19 protein-coding genes are annotated in these 25,833 nt (G+C 42.0%); 16 read left to right on the forward strand and 3 right to left on the reverse strand.

Annotated features, from left to right (window positions below; all coding sequences use genetic code 11):
* The first annotated feature begins 1 nt into the window (after position 1).
* From essC to HMPREF9186_RS07800, 9 genes are all read left to right on the forward strand, one after another.
* Positions 2-4,405 (forward strand): type VII secretion protein EssC, encoded by a 4,404-nt coding sequence (gene essC / locus HMPREF9186_RS07760; protein WP_009732155.1) that lies wholly within the window; start codon positions 2-4, stop codon positions 4,403-4,405.
* A gap of 9 nt (positions 4,406-4,414) precedes the next feature.
* Entirely contained in the window at positions 4,415-4,783 is a 369-nt protein-coding gene (locus tag HMPREF9186_RS07765; RefSeq protein ID WP_009732156.1) for a hypothetical protein, read from the forward strand.
* A gap of 1 nt (position 4,784) precedes the next feature.
* Positions 4,785-6,926 carry a hypothetical protein gene (locus HMPREF9186_RS07770; RefSeq protein ID WP_009732157.1) on the forward strand — a complete coding sequence of 714 codons (2,142 nt, stop codon included), beginning with the start codon at positions 4,785-4,787 and terminating at the stop codon, positions 6,924-6,926.
* Positions 6,919-7,875 carry a hypothetical protein gene (locus HMPREF9186_RS07775; protein ID WP_009732158.1) on the forward strand — a complete coding sequence of 319 codons (957 nt, stop codon included), beginning with the start codon at positions 6,919-6,921 and terminating at the stop codon, positions 7,873-7,875. Before HMPREF9186_RS07770 ends, HMPREF9186_RS07775 begins: the two co-directional genes overlap by 8 nt.
* Positions 7,876-7,888: 13 nt before the next feature.
* The gene (locus HMPREF9186_RS07780; RefSeq protein WP_009732159.1) at positions 7,889-8,257 is read left to right on the forward strand and encodes a hypothetical protein; all 369 of its coding nucleotides are present in this window, start codon (positions 7,889-7,891) and stop codon (positions 8,255-8,257) included.
* A gap of 188 nt (positions 8,258-8,445) precedes the next feature.
* Positions 8,446-9,000 carry a hypothetical protein gene (locus tag HMPREF9186_RS07785; RefSeq protein ID WP_009732160.1) on the forward strand — a complete coding sequence of 185 codons (555 nt, stop codon included), beginning with the start codon at positions 8,446-8,448 and terminating at the stop codon, positions 8,998-9,000.
* A gap of 144 nt (positions 9,001-9,144) precedes the next feature.
* Complete coding sequence (locus tag HMPREF9186_RS07790) at positions 9,145-9,549, forward strand: DUF3592 domain-containing protein (RefSeq protein WP_156801317.1); 405 nt, start codon at positions 9,145-9,147, stop codon at positions 9,547-9,549.
* Positions 9,550-9,748: 199 nt separating this feature from the next.
* Entirely contained in the window at positions 9,749-14,143 is a 4,395-nt protein-coding gene (locus HMPREF9186_RS07795; protein ID WP_009732162.1) for a PolC-type DNA polymerase III, read from the forward strand.
* A gap of 289 nt (positions 14,144-14,432) precedes the next feature.
* Positions 14,433-15,296: a helix-turn-helix domain-containing protein gene (locus tag HMPREF9186_RS07800; RefSeq protein WP_009732163.1), complete on the forward strand. Its 864-nt coding sequence runs from the start codon at positions 14,433-14,435 to the stop codon at positions 15,294-15,296.
* A gap of 9 nt (positions 15,297-15,305) precedes the next feature.
* On the opposite strand, the gene HMPREF9186_RS07805 is transcribed toward HMPREF9186_RS07800, so the two are convergent.
* Entirely contained in the window at positions 15,306-16,889 is a 1,584-nt protein-coding gene (locus HMPREF9186_RS07805; RefSeq protein WP_009732164.1) for an ATP-binding cassette domain-containing protein, read from the reverse strand.
* 191 nt (positions 16,890-17,080) lie between these two features.
* Here HMPREF9186_RS07805 and HMPREF9186_RS07810 point away from each other — a divergent pair, with 191 nt between their 5' ends.
* From HMPREF9186_RS07810 to HMPREF9186_RS07835, 7 genes are all read left to right on the forward strand, one after another.
* The gene (locus HMPREF9186_RS07810; RefSeq protein ID WP_009732165.1) at positions 17,081-17,344 is read left to right on the forward strand and encodes a type II toxin-antitoxin system RelB/DinJ family antitoxin; all 264 of its coding nucleotides are present in this window, start codon (positions 17,081-17,083) and stop codon (positions 17,342-17,344) included.
* Positions 17,337-17,615, forward strand: a complete 279-nt coding sequence (locus tag HMPREF9186_RS07815) for a type II toxin-antitoxin system YafQ family toxin (RefSeq protein WP_009732166.1) — start codon at positions 17,337-17,339, stop codon at positions 17,613-17,615. The genes HMPREF9186_RS07810 and HMPREF9186_RS07815 overlap by 8 nt, the downstream gene beginning before the upstream one ends.
* Before the next feature lie 37 nt (positions 17,616-17,652).
* Positions 17,653-18,330, forward strand: coding sequence for a hypothetical protein (locus tag HMPREF9186_RS07820; RefSeq protein ID WP_009732167.1), 678 nt, complete (start codon positions 17,653-17,655; stop codon positions 18,328-18,330).
* Between the two features lie 14 nt (positions 18,331-18,344).
* Complete coding sequence (locus HMPREF9186_RS11565) at positions 18,345-18,494, forward strand: hypothetical protein (RefSeq protein WP_009732168.1); 150 nt, start codon at positions 18,345-18,347, stop codon at positions 18,492-18,494.
* 172 nt (positions 18,495-18,666) lie between these two features.
* Complete coding sequence (locus HMPREF9186_RS07825; protein ID WP_009732169.1) at positions 18,667-21,519, forward strand: AAA family ATPase; 2,853 nt, start codon at positions 18,667-18,669, stop codon at positions 21,517-21,519.
* 98 nt (positions 21,520-21,617) lie between these two features.
* Positions 21,618-22,859: an aminopeptidase gene (locus HMPREF9186_RS07830; protein ID WP_009732170.1), complete on the forward strand. Its 1,242-nt coding sequence runs from the start codon at positions 21,618-21,620 to the stop codon at positions 22,857-22,859.
* A gap of 473 nt (positions 22,860-23,332) precedes the next feature.
* Positions 23,333-24,337: a hypothetical protein gene (locus HMPREF9186_RS07835; protein WP_009732171.1), complete on the forward strand. Its 1,005-nt coding sequence runs from the start codon at positions 23,333-23,335 to the stop codon at positions 24,335-24,337.
* A 53-nt stretch (positions 24,338-24,390) separates the two neighbouring features.
* Here HMPREF9186_RS07835 and def read toward each other — a convergent pair whose 3' ends face one another.
* The gene (gene def / locus HMPREF9186_RS07840; RefSeq protein ID WP_003004253.1) at positions 24,391-25,005 is read right to left on the reverse strand and encodes a peptide deformylase; all 615 of its coding nucleotides are present in this window, start codon (positions 25,003-25,005) and stop codon (positions 24,391-24,393) included.
* Between the two features lie 60 nt (positions 25,006-25,065).
* Positions 25,066-25,752, reverse strand: coding sequence for a cyclic nucleotide-binding domain-containing protein (locus tag HMPREF9186_RS07845; RefSeq protein WP_009732172.1), 687 nt, complete (start codon positions 25,750-25,752; stop codon positions 25,066-25,068).
* Positions 25,753-25,833: the final 81 nt, after the last annotated feature.

Below are 25,833 nucleotides of genomic sequence, written 5' to 3' on the forward strand. Positions count from 1 at the left end.
TATGAAAAAACGTATCATACTCTATAAAAAAGGTTTTCGCTATGAGCTAGCACTAGAAGAAGGGAAGACAGCAACCGTATCGAATCAAGAAACGGCTCAGTTGACCATTTCTTCGCAAGAACATCCCCTTCATTTCCAATGGAGTCAGGGAGAGGTCTTTTATCAGAATGGTGAAGACAAAGGAGTACTTAAAAACAGCAAGATTCTTGGGGATGTTGTCTGCTACTTGGCAACAGGGGAAGTCCATACCTATGAGCTACTCGACAAGGAAGAGATCCTCGTAGCAGATGAACAAGGTGCGGATGTGCGCGTGCATTATCCCGTGCGCTTTCTCCTTGTGAAAAAAGACCAGACCTGGACTTGCCAGCTCTTATCTGGAAAACTCTACCATAACCACAAACTCGTTACTGAAGCAACTGTTCCACTGGCTTTTGGAGATGAGCTGGCGATTGGAGATGTGACCTTTAAGCTCTATCCGGAAGAATTTGGCGTGGAAGGGACTGTTGAAGTAAGTCCTTATCTGGTACCGCGCTTGCATTCGCGTTACGACTTCTACAAGGACTACCCAGAGTACCACCGGTCTCCGCGGATCATCTACCGGAGCTCAGAAGACAAGATCTTGATCAATCCTCCGGGTGCGGAGCCCCAAAAACCTTCCGATGAACTCTTGAAGTTGATCATGCCACCCCTTATCATGGTTGGGGTGACCCTCTTGATCACCATTTTCCAACCGCGGGGGCTCTATATCATCGCGACGGTATCCATGTCGGTGGTTAGTGTGATCTTTTCGGTCCAAGGATTTTTCAAGAATCGTAAGAAATACAAAGAAGATAAGAAAGAGCGCGTGGAGCTCTACCATCTCTATCTCAAGGACAAGGCTAAGGACTTGGAACAGCTCTCTCGGAAGCAACGAGAAGGCATGTTTTACCATTTCCCAGCCATCGAAGACTTGACCAAGATGGTCAAACGCTATGACTCGCGGATCTACGAAAAAACACCGCTTCATTTTGACTTTTTGGCCTATCGTTTGGGCTTGGGCAAGGTTCCAACCAGCTATGAGCTCAAATATGGTCAGGAAGAACGTAGTGGGAAGAAAGATGCCTTGGAAGAAGAAGGCTATGCTCTTTTCCAAGCGCATCAAAAGATCGACAATCTTCCGATTGTAGCTAGCCTTAATCGGGGGCCTGTCGGGTACGTCGGCCCTCGTCCTATCGTGCTCGAGCAGTTGCAACTCCTGGTTGCCCAATTGGCTGTCTTTCACTCTTACCATGATCTGACCATTATTCCGATCATTCCAGAAGAGGAAAAAGAAAGCTGGGATTGGATGCGCTGGTTGCCCCATGCGACCTTGCAAGACATGAATGTCCGTAGCTTTGTCTACAATCAGCGGACACGCGATCAGGTCTTGAACAGTCTCAACCAAATCCTCAAGCTCCGCAAGGCGCAAAAAGAGGAAGAAAAAGCCAATGATACCAAGATCTTCCACCCTCACTATGTGGTGCTCATCACCGATGAGACCTTGATTTTGGACCATGTCATCATGGAGTTCTTCCGTGAGGATCCGACAGAGCTAGGCTGCTCCATCATCTATGTGGCAGATGTGCTCTCATCTCTTTCTGAAAATATCCAAACGGTTATCTCCATCAAGGACCGCAACCAAGGGCAACTGCTCTTGCAAGAAGGGGTTCTTCGGGAGCTCGACTTCCAATTGGACCACTTCCCTGAAGGTTATGACAAGGAAGCCATCTCGCGTGGCCTTGCCCCCCTCAAGCATATCCAACAGCTCAAGAGCTCGATTCCAGACTCAGTGACCTTCCTTGAAATGTATCAAGCGGAAACTTTCAATGATCTCAAGGTCTTGAGTCGTTGGGAGAGCCATGCCCCTTACCAAAGTTTGGCAGTGCCGATCGGTCTTCGTGGGAAGGATGATTTGGTCTACCTCAATCTCCATGAAAAAGCTCATGGACCACACGGTTTGATCGCAGGGACAACTGGTTCTGGTAAGTCTGAAACCATTCAGTCTTATATCCTGAGCCTTGCTGTCAACTTCCACCCACATGATGTGGCTTTCCTCCTCATCGACTACAAGGGTGGGGGAATGGCCAATCTCTTCAAGGATCTGCCTCACTTGCTGGGGACCATCACCAACTTGGATGGTGCCCAGTCTATGCGGGCCCTAGCCTCTATTAATGCGGAGATCCATCGTCGGGAGCGGCTCTTTGGCCAATATGGAGTCAACCATATCAACCAATACCAAAAGAAATTTAAACTGGGTGAAGCGACCGAACCGCTTCCTCACCTCTTCTTGATCAGTGATGAGTTCGCCGAACTCAAGGTCAACCAACCAGACTTCATCAAGGAATTGGTCTCTATCGCGCGTGTCGGGCGTTCCCTCGGGGTACACTTGATCCTTGCGACGCAAAAACCTTCTGGGGTCGTGGATGACCAGATCTGGTCCAACTCCCGCTTCAAGCTAGCCCTCAAGGTAGCAGACCGTGGGGATTCCATGGAGATGCTGCGGACGGCAGATGCGGCTGAAATCACCCAGACCGGTCGTGCCTACCTCCAAGTCGGAAATAACGAAGTCTATGAACTCTTCCAAACCGCTTGGTCTGGAGCAGACTACCAGCCTGAGAAAGATCATCTAGGGATCGAAGACCACACCATCTACTTGATCAATGAACTGGGCCAATACGAAGTCCTCAACCAAGACCTCTCGGGTCTCGATATGGCAGAAGAAATCAAGGAAGTGCCGACAGAGCTGGATGTTATCGTGCAGGAAATCAATCACTTGCACCAACAAGAAGGCATCTCAGCTGTGGCCCAACCATGGTTGCCTCCCCTCAAAGAGCGGATCACGCTGGATGAGTTGGACAAGGTCGTGCCGATCGAGGCTTGGCAAAAACGGACAGCTCCAAGCGTCCTGATCGGGGTCGCCGATATTCCGCAAGCGCAAAAGCAAGAAGCTGTTGCTATTGATCTGTCAAAAGATGGGAATATCCTCCTTTACGGAAGTCCAGGTACAGGAAAGACCACTTTCCTACAGACAGTCGCTATGGATCTGGCTCGCAAGCAGAGCCCAGAAAATCTGACCATGTACCTGCTGGATTTCGGAACCAATGGTCTAGCACCCTTGACGCAATTGCCACATGTGGCTGATAGCCTCTTGCTCGATCAGACGGAGAAAATCCAGAAATTTATCCGGATCATCAACCGCGAGTTGGATCGTCGCAAAAAGCTCCTCTCCGAGCATGGGGTCGGCACTATCGCCCTCTACCGTGAAGTGACCGGCAAGCAAGAGCCTACTATGGTTATCCTCATGGATAGCTATGAGTCTATGAAGGACGAACCTTATGAGACAGACCTCTTCAAGCTCTTCATGCGGATCTCTCGTGAAGGTCTCAGCATCGGTGTGCACTTAATCATCACAGCTAGCCGGCAGAATAACCTACGGGCTCAGCTCTATTCAAACTTCAAGCACCAGCTGACCTTGCCACAAAATGATCTCTCTGAAGTCCGCGGTATCGTAGGAGCAACCCCACTAGCATCTACGATGGAAGACATCAAGGGACGGGCGCTCATGAAGCGTGACGAAGTCGATGTCGTCCAGTTCGCTCTACCAGTCGCAGGGGACAATGATATCCAAATCATCAACAACCTCCGCGACCAAGTCCAAAGTCTTAAAGAGATGTGGACGGGTCGCACCCCAGCAGGCATCCCAATGGTGCCAGATGAGTTGACAGAAGTAGCCTTCTACGGACGTGAGGATGTGATGTTAAGCTATTTGAAAGGGGATGTTCCAGTCGGTTTAGATGTTGAGACGGTTGATCTCATTTCTTGGAAAGCAAAAGACGGTAACCTTCTTTATTTAACAGAACAGGATGAACAAATGACAGGATTAGTTAATCAACTAATCAAAGCTAAGCAAACTTTTGTTATTATTGCACCACCTCACCAATCATTTGAAGGAATTGAAAATATTACAGTAGTAAATAATAAAGATGAATATCATGAATTATTATCTGTCATCGAACAAAAAATTGATGAGAGAAGAAAAAATGGTAATTCAAATCATGTTGTAACATTAGTTGTATATAATTTAACAGAGTTAGTTGAAATTATGGACAATGAAACAATTGCTATTTTAGCTAACGTGCTTGAAAGAGGGCAAAAAGGTGGGTATGCATCTATTGTTATAAGTACACCAAGATTAAGTAGATTAGTTGATAAAGCATCTATAGTAGTAAAATCATATAAATTAGCATTAGTAGGTATTAGACTAAATGACCAAACGATCATAAATGTCAATAATAAACCAAATATGAGAGAACCTCAATTAGATGAACAGCTTCATTATTATGTCCAAAATAAAATGGCAAGAAAAATTAAAGTACTAATGAAATAGGAGAAATTTATGTCAGCTTCACAGAATACTATAAATTTGCAGAATGAGATAACCGCTATAGATACTAAAATTACGGCACTTAACAATGCATCATCTAAAATTGATGGGGTAAAAGTGAAAGTGAAGACGACAAAAGATGATATGTCTTCCCTTCATATCGCTGGTCAAAAATACGATGAAGAGTATGAAGATGAGCAAAGTGGAATTAAGGCTTGTAAGAAAAAGATTACTTCAAAAAAAACTTCGGTTAAAGAAGTAATTGATGAACAAATTGGAGTTTTACAAACGTATCGCATGATTGTTAGTGCTGAATTGTTGGCTTCTAAAGCAGCAGATAAGCTACGTGAAAAGTATGAAAAAATGAAGGGAGGAAAATAATATGAAGGTTACTGTTAAGGATAAAGAAGGATTGCAAACACATGCTACTGAATCAGAAAATGCTGCAACGGAGTATGTCAATAACATAAGTGCAACTGAGCGACAGTTTACGATGAAAGTTGAAGGAAGCTATACGTCAGCTATTAATAAATTTCAAGAGAGAGTAAATTCGATTTCAACAATATTACATGAAGATTTTCCTCAATCCTTAGAAAGATATGGGGAAACTATTCTTACATATATTGCAGATTTAGATAGTGCAGGATTTTCACCAAGTCAAGTAATTAAGACAAAAGATGATGATATAGAAAAAATTAAAAATTGGTTAACAAGTGAAAAAAGTAAAGAATTTTCCACTACATTAGGGGATCTTACTCCAGCAGTAAAAGCAGCCAAAGATGCTTTAGCATTATCTCCAAAACCATATGAAATGTCGGAAAAACCAACGGTTGAATCAATACAAAAAGATATTGATGCTAAATTAAAAACGTTATCGGATGCTAGAGAGACAACACATCAAGCATTAAATACAGCCTTAAATACTTTTAAAACTAATTTACAGGAAGTTTCTGCTTCTCTTGCTGGAATAAATGCTGCCATACTGAATGCAGCAAATATCGGTACTTTATCAATTAGTGAATTAACAAAGATGATCAAAAATGGACAATTAACTGATCAGAATATGCAATTAATTAATTCGATACAAGATTCAGAAGATATCGTTGTGCTTAGAATATTGCTAAATGAGAATGGGAATGAAGTGGAATTCTTTGAAAATTTAGGATCAGTAAATGCAAAACATGTCAGCGAAACAATGATGGATTTGGTATATTATAGGGTGAATCACGAATATGAAGTTGCTTTGCAATATGATGGTGCTAAAAATAATATTGAAATTTTCATAAAATCAATTTCTGAACAAGATAAAGATGCTGCCAAAGATTATTTTGAAAAATTAACAATGGCTGGTGATCGATATGCCTCTATTCTAAGTACAAGAGCAAGAGGATTGATGCCAGCATTACCTGCTTCAAATGCAGATGCATCAGCATGGGCAAAATATGAAAGCGAGAGAGCTGATGCTATAGCACAATATCCAGAAATAGAAACTAAAATGGCAAGGGCAGGGGTCTTAACCAGTTTATTTGAATCATTAGCAGTTGCAAATGTAGGGAAGGATGAAAGAAATTATAAAGGTAAAAAATACGATCTGACAAGTAAAATTTCGAATTTACAATTTGTAGATGGTGGTTTTACATATGATTTAACCACAAGAGAATTGAAAAATTTACAAAACATGAGTGTAGAAGCATCTACAGAAAAAATTTCTTCAAACTCATATACGGATTTTGATAAAGTAGCTAAAAGTGAGAAATTTGAGAATCTAAGAGAAATTCGTGAGAAGCGAAATGATGCATTAAAGGATTATGCTAAAGAACTCCTTGGTATGATAGCTGGGAAAGTGGTTCCAGGAGGAGATTCGTTAGTAGAATTAGCTTTTTCACAGGATGATGTTTTTGAAAAGCCAGGAGCAACTTTTTCTTATATCAATTCAAGTGGTAAAGCAGCCCTTCGAGAATTTCATTCAAAAATTGGTGGAGAATATTTTGGAGATTATGCTACATTAGTCTCGCATATTGATGGCTTAAAAGAAATTGATGCTGAAGAAGCTAAAGCAAAAGATGATGCTACAGGAGCATTTTTCAATGCTGGAGGTCGGACTATGTCAGGGGAATCCACAGGTTATGTTAAATATGATATGACCTATGATTTGCAATCTATTATGGCTCGTGATGATATGGAAAAAAATGGGTTACGCGGATATTATTATGATATGGTTCCAGATGATGAAAATACCCCAATAAATGAAAAAATAGAAAATGTTAAAAACTATGAAAATGAAATGCAATCACGTCGTCCTGAAATGGCTTTATCATCCTATGAAAGTTATGAATTTTTTACGGGTCAAGGGGGATACACTGTTGAAGATATTGGGATTGAAAATGTTAATAAAGATATAAAAAGTATATCAGATTATAAGGGAAATTCATTCGCAAAGGATAAATTTGAAACATGGCAAAATAAAATTTATGGACTGGGAGATAGCCAAAGTAGTATCCTAGAAAGGAATATTAATGGGTAAAAAAATTAAAATATTATTTTGCATCCTTCTTGTGACGATAGCAAGTGCGGGATTTTTACTACTACGAAAAAGTGGGCAAAAACAAACGCAAAACAACTCAGAAGTTGTGAAATATGTGGATGTAAAATTTGAGAAACCAACAATTCATGTTTTTGATGACAATAAATTTGTATTTGTTGCGCAAAAAGATGGTTTTGGAGGTATTGCATTCGGTCAAGATTATATTTCTGTTTTTGATGTTCATCAAAAACAGATTAATATAAGTAGGGATAAAGAGCAAATCGTATCACCCAAAATGGTAAAAGATGAGTACTTTAATATTATTTCTTATGATTTGAATGCTGCTGGCTTTCCAAGTAAAAAGACAGAAGTATATCAATTATTAGGGGAAAAAGAGTATAGAGGCTCACACGTTATCAATCAGTATTATGCAGATAACAAGGATTATATACCTGTAACTTTATATAAAGTTGGAAATAATGCGAGTAAAGACATTATGGTTGATATTACAAATCAGAAAGTTGAAAATATTGATAAATTTGGTGATTTACAGAAGACCAATTTTTCATATGGGGGACTTGAATTAGGTAAGGGAGGAGTATTCGACAGTTTACGTAAATTAATGGAGGAAAAATACCATTTGAATTTTGCAGCTGGTTATATTAATACGAATATTGCAAATAGAGATCCTGAAAAGATAGATATCTCCAATACAAATTTTGCTCAAGACTATCCAGAAATGGCTAAAGATATAAAGAATTTAGCTCGTTTATATATGAGACCTAACCAGTACTCAACCAAAGAGTGGTTTGATACAGTTCTTCATTGGTTTGCACCAAGGGGGGAGGATGTATTAGAGATCTATGCGACGGATCCGAAGAGTGGTGAGAAGACACAAATAAAATCCTACGATGAATTAATGGTTTGGTCTGCTAATCATCCAGAGTAAATAGGAGGTAAATATGGGATCAAAAAATGGTACCGGAACAATAGCGGTCAATAGTGCGCAAATTAAAAATACTAAGGCTGAGTTAGATAAAGCATTTTTAAATGAAAATGCAAATCCATCTGTATGGGTAGATGATAGTTCACTAGAAATCATGAATAGCACATACGGTAGCTTTAAGGAAGCGACTGAAAATATTTCTGCAGCAATTGTGGGATTCAATCAATATTTAGATTCAATGGCTACTGCATTTGAAAAAAAAGACACAGAGTTAGCCTTCGATATTCAAGATTTACAGATAAAAAATTCTTTTAGTCAGAAGAGATATGATAAGAACTCTGCGTATAATGATAGTAAATATCGTAGTTTGCCAGGTGCTGAATAATAATAATTGATTGTATAGTTTATCATTTTTATTAATTGTGATTAAGAATAGAGAACCACTGGTTCTCTCTTTTTCATCCCTCAACTCTCTCCACCTAGTAACGAACTTGCCCTTCAAACTAAATTTCGGTATGATAGTAGAAACTGTTTTTTTAATTCAACTCGATCATAAAAGAAGGGAAATGATCCATGAAAAAGATGCTAGTATTGCTGGCGAGTGTGCTTGTTTTAACAGCCTGCGCTCAGCCGAAAAAAGATGCGAAAGAGGCAACCGCAAGCAAAACGGAGCAAAGCACAAAGGCTTCCTCGTCTGCTAAAGAGGAAAAGGGCTTGAAGTTTGTTGTCGCGCCTCAATTTGAAGGAAAAACATCTGATTTGATGGAACTGGGGAAGAAGTTGGTTAAGGAGCATCCGGAGGCTGGCAAGCAAGGTGAGATCACTTTGTATTATACAGGGAGTACCTATACTTTGAACCAACAAGAATATGTAGTATTTATGTTGGTCAACAAAACGACAACGAATATTGATCATGATGCAGAGTTTAAGCTCAATTGGAGTTATGATGGGCAATCGATATATCAAAATCAGTTAGTTGAGTATAGTATTTCTGAAAATGGTAAATTACCTACTCAATCGGCAACGATCCTTTTGCTTCCTTTGACCAAGGAGCAAGAATCAATTGTTGAAAGTATAACAGATGGAACGAAGATGAGTCTGAGTATGTCAGATCTGATGATGAAGTAGGTGATGGGTATGCCCGATATCAGAATACTACTAGTCATTGCTGTGGCTGTTATTGGATTTCCTTTGTTTGAAGTACTCTTTTTTGGACACTTTTATAGAAGAGAAGTTAGGATTAAGACTCTCTCTTCAAAGAGTATTGAGGGAGTGGTAGTTGGCTATAAGAGGGCACAAATTGTAGCGGCTCCGATTGTAGAATATAGAGTGGATGGTCAGACCTATCGAAATAGCCTGAAATATTATTGGGTGGTGCGGGCAACACTTCCTTGGAAAACGAATCAAGCGGCTAGTGACATCGATTTGATGGCGCAAAGGATAACTATCTACACCAATTCTACAGTCTCAAAGGGAAATTTTTTTCAGGATGCTTTTCCATTGGGATCGACCATGACGGTCTGGTATAATCCAGCTTGTCCAAAAGAATCATACGTTGAACGCTATAGTGGGCTAGATAAATCTTATAAGCGGGAAATGTGGATTGGTATCTGGATGTTGATATTATTGCCTATTTTGGCAGTTGTGGCCATCGTCATTGGGATGAAGTATAAATGATGGATCAGCCCTAACTGAATAGATGAAACATGAAGAGAAATCACCACTAGTCCGGTGATTTTTTCGTCTTCACTTCTCCCTCGAATTAATCCTTAAATTGTGATAAAATAAGGGTTACGAATGTTTTTGAATGGTTTGTTTTGCATAGAAATCGGGCTACTCAAAAGCGAGCAAAAGAATCAAGATCAAGGGAGAAACAATGTCCAACACCTTTGAAATTTTAATGGATCAGCTGGATATGCCGCTGGAGATGCGATCTTCCAGTGCCTTTTTGCATGCGGAGATTCAAGAAGTCGTGGTGCACAAGGTCAGCCGGGTCTGGGAGTTCCGCTTTGCCTTTGCGGAAGTCTTGCCGATTGCTTTGTTTAAGGAATTGCGCCAGCGCTTGAAGGATGAATTTTCAAAGACGGGAAACCAGGCGACCTTTACCATCCAAGTGGCCAATCAGGACTTTTCTGATGATTTATTGCAGGCCTACTATCGTGAGGTCTTTGAGGATGGCCCTTGCGCGAGTCAAGGCTTTAAGGGGCTTTACCAAGACTTGCAGGTGCGTGCACAAGGGCAGGAATTGATCATCTCAGGGCCTTCTTCGGTTGATACGGAGCATTTTCGTAAAAATCATTTGCCCAACCTTGCCAAGCAGTTAGAAGCCTTTGGTTTTCCCCATTTCACCTGTCGGGTGGAGTCTGATGATACGCTGACAGAGCAAGAAGTGGCGCGCTTTGAGGAGGAAAATGAAAAGATCTTCCAAGCGGCCAATGAAGAGACCTTGCGGGCTATGGAATCCTTGGTCCAGATGGCTCCGCCACCAGCGGTTGACGAAAAGCCAGCCTTTGACTTCAAGGCTAAGAAAGCAGCGGCTAAACCTAAGCTAGACAAGGCTGAGATCACTCCGATGATCGAGATCACAACAGAAGAGAACCGGATTGTCTTTGAGGGAGTGGTCTTTGATGTGGAGCACAAGGTGACGCGGACCGGTCGGGTCTTGATCAGCTTTAAGATGACCGACTATACCTCGAGTTTTTCCCTTCAGAAATGGGTGAAAAATGAGGAAGAAGCTCAGAAGTTTGACATGATCAAGAAGAACAGCTGGCTACGGGTGCGGGGAAATATCGAAATGAACAATTTCACGCGCGACTTGACTATGAATGTCCAAGACATCCAGGAAGTCGTCCATTATGCCCGCAAGGACCTGATGCCAGAAGGGGAGCGCCGGGTGGAATTCCACGCGCATACCAATATGTCGACCATGGATGCCCTGCCGGAAGTCGAAGAGCTGGTTGCCAAGGCAGCTGAGTGGGGGCATAAGGCGGTGGCCATTACCGACCATGGCAATGTGCAGAGCTTCCCACATGGCTTTAAAGCAGCCAAGAAGGCTGGGATCCAGCTGATCTATGGGATGGAAGCTAATATTGTAGAGGATAAGGTGCCCATCACCTATAACGAGGTGGACCTGGACCTCAATGAAGCGACCTATGTGGTCTTTGACGTGGAAACGACGGGACTTTCAGCCATTTACAATGACTTGATCCAGGTCGCCGCTTCTAAGATGTACAAGGGCAATGTCATTGAGGAGTTTGACGAGTTTATTGACCCGGGCCATCCTTTGTCGGCCTTTACGACCCAATTGACAGGGATCACCAACGAGCACGTCCGTGGGGCTAAACCTTTGGTGCAGGTCTTGAAGGAATTTCAGGCCTTCTGTGAGGGAACGGTTCTTGTCGCCCACAATGCCACCTTTGACGTGGGCTTCATGAATGCCAACTATGAGCGTCATGGCTTACCAAAGATTACACAGCCAGTCATCGATACGCTGGAATTTGCCCGCAACCTCTACCCAGATTTTAAACGGCATGGTTTGGGGCCTTTGACCAAACGCTTTGGGGTCGCTTTGGAGCACCACCACATGGCCAACTACGATGCGGAAGCAACGGGGCGCCTGCTCTTTATCTTTATCAAAGAAGTCGCTGAAAAGCATGGGGTGAACAATCTCAAGGATCTGAATATCGATTTGATCGATGAGAATTCTTATAAGAAGGCCCGGGTCAAGCATGCCACGATCTATGTCAAGAACCAGACCGGCCTTAAGAATATGTTTAAACTGGTTTCGCTTTCTGGTACCAAGTATTTCGAAGGAGTCCCACGGATTCCCAAGACCGTGCTGGATGCCCATCGCGAGGGCTTGATCCTTGGATCGGCCTGCTCAGAAGGGGAAGTCTTTGATGCGGTCATGTCGCAAGGGGTGGATGCGGCGGTCGAAGTGGCCAAGTACTACGACTTTATTGAGGTGATGCCTCCAGCCATTTATGCGCCCCTCATTGCCAAGGAGCAGGTCAAGGATATGGACGAGCTCCAGACCATTATCAAGAGCTTGATCGAAGTGGGAGATCGCCTCGGCAAGCCCGTTCTTGCGACAGGGAATGTCCACTATCTGGAACCGGAAGATGAGATCTATCGGGAGATCATTGTCCGCAGTCTCGGTCAAGGGGCCATGATCAACCGGACCATCGGGCACGGAGAAGATGCCCAGCCAGCGCCACTTCCGAAAGCGCATTTCAGAACCACCAATGAAATGCTAGATGAATTCGCCTTTTTGGGAGAAGACTTGGCGCGCAAGATTGTCATTGAAAATACCAATGCGCTCGCAGAGACCTTTGAGCCGGTCGAAGTGGTCAAGGGCGACCTCTATACGCCATTTATCGACAAGGCCGAAGAGACGGTTGCGGAATTGACCTATCAGCGAGCCTTTGAGATCTATGGCAATCCCCTCCCTGATATTGTCGATCTGCGGATTGAAAAGGAATTGACCTCTATTTTGGGGAATGGCTTTGCCGTGATTTATCTGGCCTCGCAAATGCTGGTGCACCGTTCCAATGAGCGGGGTTACCTGGTTGGATCGCGTGGATCCGTTGGATCCAGCTTTGTGGCGACCATGATTGGGATCACCGAGGTTAATCCGCTCTCGCCTCACTATGTCTGCAGCCAGTGCCAATACAGTGAGTTCATCACAGACGGTTCTTATGGATCTGGTTTTGATATGCCCAATAAGGACTGTCCAAACTGTGGACACCAACTCAGCAAAAACGGCCAAGACATTCCCTTTGAGACCTTCCTTGGTTTCGATGGGGATAAGGTACCCGATATCGATTTGAACTTCTCTGGGGAAGACCAGCCGAGCGCCCACTTGGATGTTCGGGATATCTTTGGGGAAGAATATGCCTTCCGGGCAGGAACGGTAGGTACCGTCGCAGCCAAGACTGCCTATGGTTTTGTCAAGGGTTATGAGCGTGATTTTGGCAAGTACTATCGAGATGCCGAGGTCGAACGCTTAGCTCTCGGTGCCGCTGGGGTGAAGCGGACGACCGGTCAGCACCCGGGGGGGATCGTTGTTATTCCAAACTATATGGATGTCTATGACTTTACTCCGGTCCAGTATCCGGCAGATGATGTGACAGCTGAATGGCAGACCACCCACTTTAACTTCCACGATATCGATGAGAACGTCCTCAAGCTCGATGTGCTGGGACACGATGACCCGACCATGATTCGGAAACTTCAAGACTTGTCAGGCATTGATCCAAATGATATTCCTATGGATGACCCAGGTGTCATGGCCCTCTTCTCAGGAACCGATATCCTAGGGGTCACACCGGAGCAAATCGGGACTTCAACTGGTATGCTGGGGATCCCAGAGTTTGGGACCAACTTCGTTCGGGGCATGGTGGATGAAACCCATCCGACGACTTTTGCGGAGCTCTTGCAGCTCTCTGGTCTGTCTCATGGTACCGACGTGTGGTTGGGAAATGCCCAAGACTTGATCAAGGCGGGGATTGCCGACCTATCGACCGTTATCGGCTGTCGGGACGACATCATGGTTTACCTCATGCACGCAGGACTCGAGCCTAAGACGGCCTTTACCATCATGGAGCGCGTGCGGAAAGGCATGTGGCTCAAGATCTCAGAAGAAGAGCGCAATGGCTACATCCAAGCCATGAAGGAAAACAATGTTCCTGAGTGGTACATCGAGTCCTGTGGGAAGATCAAGTACATGTTCCCCAAAGCCCATGCGGCTGCCTACGTTATGATGGCCCTTCGTGTGGCCTACTTTAAGGTGCATCATCCTCTCTATTATTACTGTGCCTACTTCTCGATTCGGGCCAAGGCCTTTGACATCAAAACCATGGGTGCAGGCCTTGAGGCCGTGAAAGCTCGGATGAAGGAGATTGCTGAGAAACGCAAGAACAACGAAGCTTCCAATGTGGAGATCGATCTCTACACCACCCTTGAGATTGTCAACGAGATGTGGGAGCGTGGCTTCAAGTTTGGCAAGCTAGACCTCTATCGCAGTCAGGCGACAGAATTCTTGATCGATGGGGACACCCTGATTCCACCATTTGTCGCCATGGATGGTCTGGGAGAGAACGTTGCCAAGCAAATCGTGCGGGCGCGTGAAGAAGGAGAATTCCTTTCTAAGACTGAGCTCCGCAAGCGCGGCGGTGTCTCCTCAACCCTGGTAGAAAAGATGGATGAGATGGGAATTCTTGGCAATATGCCAGAGGATAATCAGTTGAGTTTGTTTGATGATTTGTTCTAATTTAAAGTCAACTTGTTCAAATAAGCCGACTAAGTTTCATCTAATTAAGACTTAACAGTAAAACCAGTAGAGATGATTTTTTATGATTTTCATTTCTACTGGTTTTTAGATATGATAGAGTATAAGTAAGTTTTTATCCAAAGACTATAACTTTAGGAAGTTATATATTGAAATTATCAAAAATGATTGCTATAAATTACTAATAATGATACTCTCAAACAAGAGTAAGATTAACGGAAGTAGTGTTTGCTATACCTTAATAACTTTTCGATATGGAATGGAGATAAGTATGATTTTAGGTGAAACTTATAGGAAAATAAGAGAAGAAAAGGGGATTTCTATTTCTTCGTTAGCAGGTGCTGAAATTTCAAAATCTCAAATATCTAGATTTGAATTAGGAGAAACAGAGATTTCTGTCTTTAAGTTATTGTATCTTCTTGAAAGAATAGGAGTAACACTAGAAGAATTTCTGCTTATCTGTAATCATTATCAACCTTCGGATTTTAATACCTTAATAGCTTCTGTTAAACAGGCTGCATATAATGAAGATGCTCAAGCATTACTAGATATGGTAGAGAAAGAAATAGAACTTTTTCATGGGACAAATTCTCATTACCATAAATTAAATGCTATTTTCATTGAAAGTATTGTTTCGGGAATGGATAAGAATCATCAATTGAGTCGTCAAGACGCCTCTTATCTTACAAACTATTTATTTTCTGTTGAAAACTGGGGTTATTACGAAACGCTCATCCTTGGAAATTGCTGTCGTGTTCTATCTCCAGATTTATTATTTAGATATGCCAAAGAGGCGCTCAACAAAGGGAAGTTGTATAGTTCTATACCTAGAAATAGACAATCTCTCATTCAACTACTTCTCAATTCTTTGATTATAATGATTGAGAACGACTTATATGAGGAATCTTTATTTTTAAAACAGGCTACGAAGAATATATTAGCGGAGTCCACAGATTTTTTTGAACAAACTATTTTGCTGTATTTAGATGGATATTTGGAACTGAAATTCTATCATATTCAAAAATCACTTTTAAAAATCGAAGAAGCTTTAAAAATTTTCGAACTCTTCAATAAAACAATCTACAAAAATTACAAAGAATACTTTGAGAAAAACATCATTCATTTAGTAGACTAGGCCATTTATCTATAAGGTAATAACGTGATCAAACTCTTCCAATATTTTTGGATTTTGATCATGAGTAATGACAATAACAATTGCATCTTTAATGGATAGAATGTAGTCCATCATTGCTTTGGCTTTTATTGGATCAAGGTTGCTTGTAGGTTCGTCAAATATATATACAGAATATGGTTTGACTAAAAATCTAGCTAAATCAATTCGTTGCTTTTCTCCTTCTGAAATACTTTGACCTGATTGAGATAGACACTTATTAAGAAATTCTTCATTAAATCCTAAGGCTTTTCTTAATTTTTCAGTTAAATAAAGATTTCTGGATAGTTTGATATTCTCTAGGACATTTCCTTCAATCAGAAAATCATTTTTTTGCACAAATGCAATATCTTTATATAACTCCTCTGAGGAAATATCAATATTCTGTTTTCCGTTGATTTGTATTTCCCCATCATAAAGATTTTTGGAATAATAATTTAGTATTAATTTTACTAAAGTTGTTTTCCCAGCTCCCGAAGCACCGATAATTGCATAGTGCTTGCCTTTTTTAAATTCATAGGAAAAATGATCAAATAATATTTTATTTTCAATTTCATAATGTAATTGGCTAATAGAAATGGTCGAAATGTTATCACAATCAATTGTACTTATTTTATGGAAAATTTCATGATTTGTCTCATATAGATTTTCTTGGATATTATCAATAATGGACTTGCTACTGCTGATTAAATTTTTATTGTAAAGAATAGATTGTAATGGAGCAAAAACACCGTTTAATAATTGAATACTTGCTACGAGTAATCCAATAGTTAGTAAGTTATTTCTTACAAAAAAGATACCAGCGACCATACAGGATAGTTGAGAGCCAAAACTTAGTAAAATTCCAGTAGTTGAAGCTAAGTCTTTTAAGAATTGATATGTTTTTCTGGACTCTTCAAATTCTAAACTGATTCCCTGAATTTTTTCTTGGGTCCAACTTTGAATATTTAATAACTTAATTTGTTCAAAACCATTAATAAAGTTTGTCATTTTTGACAAATAGTGATTATTTTGTAGAGAATAATTATTAGTTGATTTAGTCATTAACTTTCCAGGAATTTGTGATAGAAAAACCGTTATACTTGACAATAAAAGAAAGACTAATGCTAATCGCCATTCTATATAAATAATAGCAACCACACTCATGATAAGGCTCCCTAAATTTGCAATTAGAGAGATTTTAGGGATTAATAAATTTTCTTGAATAAGGTCACTGTTTTTGGTGATATTATTTAAGAAATCTGAATGGTTACGGTTGTCAATTTGGTTAAATTCACGCGATAAATAATGTAATAAGAGACGCCTTTTTAGATCTAAAATAACTTTTTTTACATATTCGTTTTTAAGATAGGAATAGGAAGAAGAAATCAAGAACCACAGTAAAATCGAACCTACAGAAATAGTGATATGAAAGAGTAATCCACTATTTGAATTAGATATACTATCAAGTATTCTTCCTAATTGCAGAGAGAAGAATGTCATTAAAAGTGCACTTGTTAGACTTAATAAAATGAGCAAGAAATATAGTAATTTATATTGTTTCGTAATCTGGTTCATATTTTTCACCTCTTAATCTATGATAGCAACATTATATTCTAAAACTAAAACTCAGACTGAGATCTCCCATATTTGGGACATTAATTTTATTTCTTTACTATATTTTGGCTTATAGACATCCGTTGTATATCCAATAGATTTACAGTAGCCTTCTTTTTTGTTATAATAATTAATAGAAAGAAGGTGAGAATATGTCAAAGACGAGCATGAGTATTCGTTTGGATAGTGAGGTTAAGGAGCAGGCCCAACTAGTGTTTAATCATTTAGGGATGGATATGACAACAGCTATCAACATTTTCCTTCGTCAGGCTATCCAATATCAGGGCTTACCTTTTGATGTTCGATTAGACGATCATGGGAAGTTGCTCCAAGTCGTAACGGATGTAGAGCAAAATCGGAATATGAGTCAACCCTTTGAATCAGTCTCAGACTTGATGGAGGACCTGCGTGCTTAAGATTCGTTATCATAAACAGTTTAAAAAAGATTTTAAGTTGGCAATGAAGCGTGGTTTGAAGGCAGACTTGTTAGAAGAAGTTTTGAATTTTCTGGTTCAAGAAAAAGAACTTCCTGTCAGATATCGTGACCATCAATTGACTGATTCCAAGCATTTCCAAGGTGTTCGGGAGTGTCATATCCAGCCGGATTGGCTTTTGGTTTACAAAGTAGATAAGGATGAATTGATTTTAAACTTGCTGAGGACAGGAAGTCACAGTGATTTATTTTGATTGATTCAACGATCCTTGCTCGGTTTGAGGTTGGCTAATGATAGAAAAGAAAAAAAGAGCAACACCCTGGAAGTCAGGGAAAGTCGTTTCCATTCGCCTACGGAATGGTGTCTATGTCTTAGCACAAATGGTGCGAGAGCCCTATCTGGTATTTTTTAACTATTTTAAGGAGGAAAATAGCTGGAAGGAAGTGACCTTGAAAGAGGAGAATATTCTCTTTTGTAAAGCAGTCACTCGTCAGTTTCTACGCTATAGTCCTGTAACGATTATCAAAGATCTTGACCCTCTCTTAGATTATCGGTTACCCAAAGAATGGATTTATAGCCATATGGGAGGGCATCCGATTACGGTTTTGGTGAAGGGACGGGAGCGCCAAGTAGCTGGTTTTGGTCATCGGCTTTCCTTGGTTCAGGCGGATAAGGATAGTGGCCAACCAGAGGATAATCCTCTAATGGGACTCTTCCAAGCCTATATCCTACCAAATATCCAAGAGCAAGATTGGGAGCGGGTCGGTCAGGCTGAGCTCATGTCACTTGAAGTCTTTCCGACACTCAATGAACGTCTTTATCTCTGCTTTCTCTACGGGAAAAATGTGAATCCAGAGCTAGATATCTCTTTGGGAAAGCCCCTGCCAGATGAGTATGAAACCTATCTCGATCTTCTTAGCAACAGCCCAGAAGCACGACGTCTCTATCTGGGTGAGGAGGATGACTAAGAAAGGAATAGAACATGACGGTTGTCATTTTTGCGGAAGACAAACCTGCTGAAAAAGTCTTTGTCGATAAGCTAGAAGTAGCTGACAAGGTGCTGCTCCTTTCCACCACTATGCTCTTAGGAGCGATTGCTCTAGTCAGCTTATATTCAGCCTTGAAAGATTAGATGATAGCCTCTATTTTCTTTTTGAAAATAGAGGTTTTTAAGTCCGTTCAGACCGGATAAGTGTTTTCTTTGGATCTGGATTGTGTTACAATTTTTAGTGACAAGTGTTTGTAACAAGGAAACAGAAATACAATGGATGTTCTTCCAAAAAAATGAAACAGAGGAGAAGCGCGTGGCAAGATATTTAGTAGGGCCTTACAACAATAGTTGGAACTTTATGGATGCGATTGAAAAAGCGCAGGATGGGGATACCATCGAGTTTGAAAATGGGTATGTCTTTCAATGGCCGACAAATAAAGTGATCGAGATCGACAAGAACCTTCATTTTGTGGGGCATGTAGTCCCAAATCCAAATGGCAATGGGCGCATGTTTAACAACATCATTGAGGCTTCCTTCCGATTTGTAGAAGGAGTTCAGGTGATGTTTGAAGACTTGTGGTTTAAAGTTGGTGGAAATTATACTACTTTGAGTTTATGGAATGGCTCAGACATCACCTGTAAACAGGTCTATTTTGAAGCAACCACTCCAACAAATAATGAATTTTTTATCTATATGGATACGAATTCGAAAATGACTTTGGAAGGAGTCGGAATGAAGGTTCCGGAAAAACACCAAAGTGCCATCGGTATGTCCGCTTCGGAATTGTCCATTCGCAATTCAACGATTTTTTCTAAGATAGAACTATCAGAAGGTTCCAAGTTGACCTTAGAAAATGTCCAAATTGAAAAATTTGAGAATAATACGATCCATGCCAAGGACTCAGAAGTGATCGCAAAAAATTCAACGATTACAGGCGGGGATCTGGAAAATGATTTTCCACCAGTTTGGTTGAGGAATGTCATTTGGGAGTCTGAAAACTGTAAAATTGAGCTACCTACGGGGACTGGGGTCTGTCTTGACAATAATGTTCAATTCAATTCGGATTCGGATCGTATGACCTCCATCAATTCATACAATAGTATGATCCGAGCTCACCAGGCTACATTTTCAGAATGTTTATGCGTCTATGAAGCATCATTTGCTTCTTTGACTGGAGAAACGACTTTCTTGAATGAGAATACCCAAACCATTTCATTTGGAGTTTTTGATGAGAGTGTGTTGATGGCTGAGCATCTGATTTGCCATAAGATTGCGGATCCCAATATCCGACTCCAAAGTGGGGCCTTTGTGAAGGCAGGCACCATAACCTATAGGCAGGGCGATGCGCGTGATCTGACCAAGGAAATCGAGGATGGTTGTGACTATCTTGTCGGTAGAGAAGTGGCCAAGGGCAATGCGCAAGTCGTTCCTACGGGACAGGCGACGGATGCAACGGTGGCTCCAACCACCGCAAGAGACTCTGGACCAGAGAAGAAACAAGATGCTCTTCAAGAACTCAATAGCCTGATTGGTCTTGAAAAAGTCAAACATGAGATCAAGAAAATGATCAACATGGTGGAATTTAACAAGAAACGAATCGCCAGTGGTAAGGCTCCTGAAAAGCAAACCTTACACGCGGCCTTTATGGGAAACCCTGGTACAGGGAAGACCACGGTAGCCCGTCTGTTGGGACAAGTGCTCTTTGATGCAGGTGTCCTCTCAGGGGAGGAATTCCGTTTTGTGGAAGCAACGGAGTCCGATCTGATCTCTTCGAATATTGGAGGAACGGCTGAACAGACCCAGGCCCTGCTTGAAAAAGCGCGTGGGGGGATTCTCTTTATTGATGAGGCCTATAGCTTGGATAAGAAGGACAGCGGCGCAGATTTTGGGATCGAGGCGATCAATACCATCCTCAAATTTATGGAGGATAATCGCGATGACATTATGATCATCTTTGCCGGCTATACCAAGGAAATGGAAGAGTTCTTAAAGACCAATCCAGGCCTTCGTTCTCGGGTGCCAAATAATTTCATCTTTGAAGATTTCACGGGAGATGAGATTGTCCAACTGGGCGAAATGATCCTAAGGAAAGGAGACTACAAGCTCGAAGACCGGGATTACTATGCGCGGCATGTTAAGCGGGCTTATGATGGCTCGCTAGATAAGAGCAATGGTCGCTGGATCCGTAACCTGGATGAGCAATTGACCAAGACCATGGCAGATCGGGTGGTGGCCCAAGGTTCCGATGATATTGAGACCATCCTCAATAGCGATATCGATGCTGTCCTTAACCAAGGTAAGTACCAGGCAGGAGCCGATAAGGAAGAAGATGGAATGGCTGCCCTCAACCGTCTGGTTGGAATTGCTAAGGTGAAAGAGCAAGTCGAACAATTCGTGGCCATGGCTGAGTTCAATCAAAAACGGGCTGAACAAGGTGGCATCGTCGAAGATACGACTTTGCACTCCCTCTTTCTTGGAAATCCCGGTACAGGGAAGACCACCGTGGCCCGCATTTTGGGCAATATCCTCTTCCAAAAGGGGGTTATCAAGCAGAAGAAATTCATCGAAGTTTCGCGGAGCAATCTAGTTGGAGGCTACCAAGGTCAAACGGCCTTGAAGACGCGCGAAGTCCTAGAAAGTGCACTAGGTGGCGTCCTCTTTATCGATGAGGCCTATACGCTCTTTACCGGTTCAACAGATGATTTCGGGAAGGAAGCCTTGGACGAAGTCCTTAAATTTATGGAGGACCACCGTCGCGATATCGTTATTATCTTTGCTGGCTATACAAAAGAGATGCACGACTTCCTGCAGGTCAATTCAGGGCTGCAAAGCCGGATTCCAAGTGTCTTTGACTTTGAAGACTACAGTCCAGATGAGATCGTCGAGATCGGTCTGTTGGGATTGCGCAAGCAAGGCTACCAAGTCAATGAAGCTCTTTATGGAGAGATCGTCAGAGAAAATTATATGCGTGCCAATGATCATAGTAATGGTCGCTGGGTTCGCAATCTTAATGAAAAACTCTTGCGCCAAGTATCGACGCGAGTAACCCGTGAAGGTAGTACGGATTACAATTCGATTTTGGATCAAGATTTGGAAGCCTTGAGGGAGAATGGCAATTCTGGACATCCCCATACCGTGGATGATCAAGGCTATGTTCTTCCTTGATCGAGAAAGAAGAATCAGGATTCTGCAGGAGCGGAATCCTTTTTGCATGGACTTGTGGTATACTAGGAGAAGATCATTCACTTATGAAGGAGAAAAAAATGGTTTTACCAAATTTTAAAGAAAACTTAGAAAAATACGCAAAATTGTTGGTGGCAAACGGCATCAACGTGCAACCTGGCCATACCTTGGCTTTGAACATCGATGTGGAGCAAAGAGAATTGGCCCACTTGATTGTGAAGGAAGCCTATGCCTTGGGTGCGCACGAAGTGATTGTCCAATGGGCAGATGATTTTACGACCCGGGAAAAATTCCTCCATGCACCGATGGATCGCTTGGACAACGTGCCTGACTACAAGATTGCAGAGATGAACTACCTTCTTGAAAACAAAGCGAGTCGTCTTGGTGTCCGTTCTTCTGATCCAGGTGCCTTAAATGGTGTCGATGCAGAGAAATTGTCTGCTTCTGCCAAGGCTTTGGGAATGGCTATGAAACCAATGCGCATCGCTACTCAATCCAACAAGGTCAGCTGGACAGTGGCTGCAGCAGCTGGTTTAGAGTGGGCGAAAAAGGTCTTCCCAAATGCGGCGAGCGATGAAGAAGCAGTGGATCTCCTATGGGATCAAATCTTCAAGACCTGCCGGGTTTACGAAGAAGATCCAGTCAAGGCTTGGGAAGAGCATGCAGCTACTCTCAAGAGCAAGGCGGAGATGCTTAATAAAGAACAATTCTCAGCCCTTCATTACACAGCACCAGGAACCGATTTGACCCTTGGCTTGCCGAAAAACCATGTTTGGGAATCTGCTGGAGCTATCAATGCCCAAGGCGAAGGCTTCTTGCCAAATATGCCGACAGAAGAGGTCTTTACAGCTCCTGACTTCCGTCGTGCAGAAGGTTATGTCACTTCCACAAAACCGCTTAGCTACAATGGGAACATCATCGAAGGCATCAAAGTGACCTTTGAAAATGGAGAAATTGTGGATATCACAGCAGAAAAAGGCGATCAAGTCATGAAAGATTTGGTCTTCAAAAACAAGGGAGCGCGTGCCTTGGGGGAATGTGCCCTCGTACCAGATCCAAGTCCAATTTCCCAATCAGGCATTACCTTCTTTAATACCCTCTTTGATGAAAATGCCTCTAACCACTTGGCCATCGGGGCAGCCTATGCCACCAGCGTAGAAGGTGGCGCAGAATTCACAGAAGAAGAACTCGAAGCAGCCGGCCTCAACCGCTCAGACGTCCACGTCGACTTCATGATCGGCTCAAGCCAAATGGATATCGACGGCATCCGAGAAGACGGTACCCGCGTTCCAGTCTTCCGCAACGGAGATTGGGCAATATAGGGAGCAGGACAGAAATCGGTAGACGCAGTCTCGATTTCGTAGTCCTGCCCCCACACAGTTGATTAGACTGGACGAAGAACCGAAAGGTTCAAGTACCGTCAATCAACCACTGTGCTAAGAGACAGAAATCGGTAACTCGAAGAGTTTGATTTTTACCTCGCTTTTTGGATTTAAGGCTCGGGCAAAAAAGGTCCACCGGACCTTTTTAGTCCCCCCGCCCAGTTGATCAAGAAGTACGAGTACCGCAGGTAGGAGTAGTTCCAATCAACCACTGCGCTAACAAATAAAAAGGTAAAAAGTATCCAACTGTTAAGAAGTTGGATACTTTTTTGGTCAAAACTTGATCATCAAAGTAAAATCAGGTATGATGGAAGGTATGTTTTGTCATGAGTAGATAAGATGGTTTTGAAAGTTTCTTGCTTTTGTAGAGTTTAGAAGAGCCCCTGGAATAATTTCCTAGAAAGGAGCATGTCATGAAAAACGAAAAGAAAGTTGATATTGAGCAGGCTAATAAAGTCTATTTTAAAAGTTTAGCCAATACACGCGCTTCTGCGGCTATGATGATCAATTCGTTGGCAGGCGTATTTCTGTTCGCAATTGAAATCCTTTGCTTTTATTCGTATGATGTATCGAAAGGTATAAAACCATTTAGTCATTGGTTTTTTGATATCCTCGTTGTCTATTGTCTTTACCATATTATTGCATTTTTCTTACCGTTAATGGGGGCATTTATATATAGAAGACAAGTATTGTCAACGACTCTACTCTTATTCACCTATGCAGGAATGTTTTTATCGCTCCAAGTCATGGGCTTGCTCATCATTGTTTCTGCTCTGGCAAATAAGGAATTTGAAGTAGGTTTCCCGAAATATGGTTTCATCGTTATTCCTTTTCTTGTGATTTGTACCTTATTGGGCTTTATTTATCATTATTTTTGGCTTAAGAAGCAGTTAAAGATTGGCTTTTCACCAACTAGAACCTTGGGAAATTATTTCGCAAAATCAAGTAGTTATAGTAGCAATGCCCTAACGATCATCTTCGTCTGCTTCATGATAGGAGCGACTCTTACTGGTTATTTTGGAGTGGTGCTAGGAGTATCCGTAAGCATATTATTCAGCTATGCCTTTACTCAGTTGTTAACAGAAGTGGGCTACCTCTTGTATTTGAAAACGAAAAGTAAGGAATACTGGGAAGATGAACCTAAGGATAATCCGACGTTGTGGGATTTACTATGGGATTGGTTGAAAGGCTTCAGTCTGAAAAAAGCTAAACATCGTATTTTATTAGAAATTTTAGTTTTTCTGTCCTTTACAATAATTGCCTATAATTCAGGATATTCTAAACCAGGTATAAAATATCCATTTTGGCTAGTGTGGGGAGTAAGAATTTTAGTTTATATAATCGTGCTTGATCTATTTATCAGTACAGTGCGCTCTATCATGCGCAAGTTTTCGAATAAAAGGCAAGGCAAAAAATAACAAAAAAATACCTAACCGAGAGCTTCCTCAGTTAGGTATTTTTGACAGTTACGCTATTCTAAAATCAAGAGGCCTTCTTTGATTTCAAATGGGTTGTTTGGGTTGATGCGGTCATAGAACATGATGCCGTTGGTGTGGTCGATTTCATGTTGAACAACGATGGAGTTGTAGCCTTTGAGTTTGATGCGTTTCTTTTCCCCATCTTTTGTGAAATACTCGACAGTCACGCGGGCGTGGCGAACCACATAGCCTGGGACGTTTCGGTCTACAGAGAGACAGCCTTCCCCGTCTCCAAGAGCCGCATCTTGCACAGAATGGGCGACAACCTTTGGATTGTACATGACTTCTTGAAGGCTATAGGCTTCTTTTGGTGGGTTACCATCGGCATCTTCTGGGTTGGGAACCAAAACAGCGATAATTCGTTTCGAGATGTCCAGCTGAGGGGCAGCGAGTCCCACTCCTCCACGGAGGCCAAGTTTTTCAGCCATAACAGGGTCTTGAGAATGGTGCAAGAATTGCATCATTTTTTCACCTAGGATAATTTCCTGATCAGACAAAGGGAAGGTCACATCTTCCGCAACAGCTCGAAGTGTTGGATTTCCTTCGCGAATGATGTCATCCATATCAATCAAATGGGATGCTCTTGTAACTTTTTCAATTGCTTTCATCGTTTTACTCTCACTTTCTTTCTAACCTCCATGATAACACAAAAGAGCCTAAAATTAAAGTTATCTGTCGGCGGTTTCCGCATGTTTGATGGACAAATCATTCATCCTTTTTGCATCTAAAATCGTATAGACTCGCCCTTCTCTTTGGACTAAGCCCTCGTCGATCATCTGCTTGATGACACGGCTAAGGTGGCGGTAGCTGATCCCAAAACGCAGGGCCAGCTGATTCATCTTGGGCTTGAGGGTCCCATTTTCATCACAATGCTCCAGAAAATGCGTAGCTAGGCGTTCCTTGACCGAATAATGAAAGTTGGCAGGAGCCAAATAGTTGATCTGGTGCAATTTCTCAGCCAAGGTCTTGGCAGTAGAGCGCAAAAAGGTTGGATCAAGTAGGAGTCGGTCCTTGAAATGCCGAGCAGAGAGCTGAACGACTAGTGAGTCTTGGTCTGCAATGACCGATGTGATGCAGACCCGATCGAGCAGGAGCTCAATCTCTCCTAAGAGTCCAGGTTTTTCTTGGATTTCAAGGATGGTGTCGCTACCATTTTCAAGACTGTGGACGATCTTGAGCCGGCCCTTGAGAAAATAAGGAATGACATCTTGGTCAGAACCCTGGCGGCAGATATACTCTCCAGCCTGATAGAGAACGAGGTCTAGCTGACTAAGACAGTCACCTGGAAAGATCTGATTCAATTGGTAGTCAGTGATGATCTCCATGAGTTTCGTAGATGGGGAAATTTTTTTCATCTCAATCTCCTAAAATAGGACAAATGTCCTGTTTTTCTCTTTCTAAATTGATTATACTAGGATTCTATTGAAAATACTAGT

Origin of the sequence: Streptococcus sp. F0442 (assembly GCF_000314795.2) — a bacterium.
Classification (GTDB): Bacteria; Bacillota; Bacilli; order Lactobacillales; family Streptococcaceae; genus Streptococcus.

Coding starts and splice junctions, on each gene's coding strand:
- HMPREF9186_RS07775 (WP_009732158.1), top strand. CDS start 6,919: ATGGGTAAAAAAATTAAAATATTATTTTGCATCCTTCTTGTGACGATA.
- HMPREF9186_RS07820 (WP_009732167.1), top strand. CDS start 17,653: ATGATAGAAAAGAAAAAAAGAGCAACACCCTGGAAGTCAGGGAAAGTC.
- essC (WP_009732155.1), top strand. CDS start 2: ATGAAAAAACGTATCATACTCTATAAAAAAGGTTTTCGCTATGAGCTA.
- HMPREF9186_RS07830 (WP_009732170.1), top strand. CDS start 21,618: ATGGTTTTACCAAATTTTAAAGAAAACTTAGAAAAATACGCAAAATTG.
- def (WP_003004253.1), bottom strand. CDS start 25,005: ATGAAAGCAATTGAAAAAGTTACAAGAGCATCCCATTTGATTGATATG.
- HMPREF9186_RS07785 (WP_009732160.1), top strand. CDS start 8,446: ATGAAAAAGATGCTAGTATTGCTGGCGAGTGTGCTTGTTTTAACAGCC.
- HMPREF9186_RS07810 (WP_009732165.1), top strand. CDS start 17,081: ATGTCAAAGACGAGCATGAGTATTCGTTTGGATAGTGAGGTTAAGGAG.
- HMPREF9186_RS07795 (WP_009732162.1), top strand. CDS start 9,749: ATGTCCAACACCTTTGAAATTTTAATGGATCAGCTGGATATGCCGCTG.
- HMPREF9186_RS07800 (WP_009732163.1), top strand. CDS start 14,433: ATGATTTTAGGTGAAACTTATAGGAAAATAAGAGAAGAAAAGGGGATT.
- HMPREF9186_RS07845 (WP_009732172.1), bottom strand. CDS start 25,752: ATGAAAAAAATTTCCCCATCTACGAAACTCATGGAGATCATCACTGAC.
- HMPREF9186_RS07835 (WP_009732171.1), top strand. CDS start 23,333: ATGAAAAACGAAAAGAAAGTTGATATTGAGCAGGCTAATAAAGTCTAT.
- HMPREF9186_RS07765 (WP_009732156.1), top strand. CDS start 4,415: ATGTCAGCTTCACAGAATACTATAAATTTGCAGAATGAGATAACCGCT.
- HMPREF9186_RS07805 (WP_009732164.1), bottom strand. CDS start 16,889: ATGAACCAGATTACGAAACAATATAAATTACTATATTTCTTGCTCATT.
- HMPREF9186_RS11565 (WP_009732168.1), top strand. CDS start 18,345: ATGACGGTTGTCATTTTTGCGGAAGACAAACCTGCTGAAAAAGTCTTT.
- HMPREF9186_RS07770 (WP_009732157.1), top strand. CDS start 4,785: ATGAAGGTTACTGTTAAGGATAAAGAAGGATTGCAAACACATGCTACT.
- HMPREF9186_RS07780 (WP_009732159.1), top strand. CDS start 7,889: ATGGGATCAAAAAATGGTACCGGAACAATAGCGGTCAATAGTGCGCAA.